This is a genomic window from Arthrobacter sp. 001422645 (assembly GCF_059816125.1).
Window position 1 is genome coordinate 1 of the sequence record NZ_JCBANT010000033.1, and the last position, 1,303, is coordinate 1,303.

The window sequence follows — 1,303 nt, forward strand, 5'->3', positions numbered from 1 at the left end:
GTGGAAAGCAGGGCAGGGTGGAGTGCGGAATGCCGGGAGGCGGTGGACGCCGTTACCGCGTCCGTTGCTGCGCTGGCTGCCCTAATCAACGCAGCGGAGGAACGCGCTGATTCGCCTGGTGCTGATCTGTTGCGGGAGCTGGCGGATGCGTGCCTGGACGGGATGGCCGAAATGGCCCGGCTGGATGCCCGGTCGGCGGCGGTGAAGGTCCGGCTGGCCGCGGCGTACGCGGAGGTTTCCCGGGCTCTGGCTCCGCCGGTGGCGTCGCCGCAGGAACGCACTGCGCAGGAGATGGCTGTGGTCGCGGAGGTCGCGTGCGTCCTCACGGTCAGCGAGCGGTCCGCCTCCGCCCTCTTGTCCGACGCTCAGGTATTGACGACGGCGCTGCCGCTGACCCTGGACGCCCTGCAGGCGGGGACGATTTCCTGGCAGCACGCCCGGATCATGGCCGACGAAACCGCCAGTCTTGATCCGGCAGGCGCGGCGGGGCTGGAGGCGCATTTCCTGGACCCCGATGTCCCGGATCCGGCCCGGGGGTGCCCGGCCGGGGGCCTTGTGCCGGGCCGGTTCCGGGTGAAGGCACGCACCTGGCGCGAACGCCACCACCGGGTGAGCATCGAGAAACGCCATACGAAGTGTGCGGCGGACCGGCGGGTGGAGTTCGTCCCGGACCGGGACGGCATGGCCTGGCTCAACGCCTACCTCCCGGCCGACACCGCCGCGGGGATCTGGGAAAGGACCACCGCCGAGGCCCGCGCCCTGCAGAGCCCGAACGAGGCCCGGACCCTGACCCAGCTCCGCGCCGACATCGCCGCGACCTGGCTCCTCACTGCCGGACTTGAGGATGGCGGTACCGCCGGCGGCCGGACCGGGCTGGGTGGTGCGGACGGGGGTGTGCCGTCGCCAAGGGCGCAGGTGCTGGTCACCGTCCCGGTGATGTCGCTGCTGGGCGCCACCGACGAACCCGCCATGCTGGACGGGTACGGGCCGATCCCGCCGTCGATGGCGCGCCGGCTGGTCGCCGACGGCGCCGATTCCGTCTACCGTGTCCTGACCGACCCGCGCGACGGGGCGCCGCTGGAAATCGGCCGGGCCAGCTACCGTGTCACGAAGGCCCTGCGGCAATGGCTCCGGCTCCGCGACGGCAAGTGCTCCTTCCCGGGCTGCAGCAACCCCTCGCTGGATAACGAGGCGGACCACCTCCTGGCCTGGGCCGACGGCGGCACCACCGGCATCTCGAACCTGGGACAGCCCTGCCGCAAACACCACCGCCTCAAACACGGATCCGCCTGGACCCCCACCA

General features: G+C 71.8%; 1 protein-coding gene. It reads left to right on the forward strand.

Features of this window, described 5'->3' with window-relative positions; all coding sequences use genetic code 11:
• Positions 1-42: 42 nt before the first annotated feature.
• Positions 43-1,303, forward strand: a 1,261-nt coding sequence (locus AC6EUH_RS18240) for an HNH endonuclease signature motif containing protein (RefSeq protein ID WP_499739499.1), incomplete at its 3' end; no start/stop codon positions are given.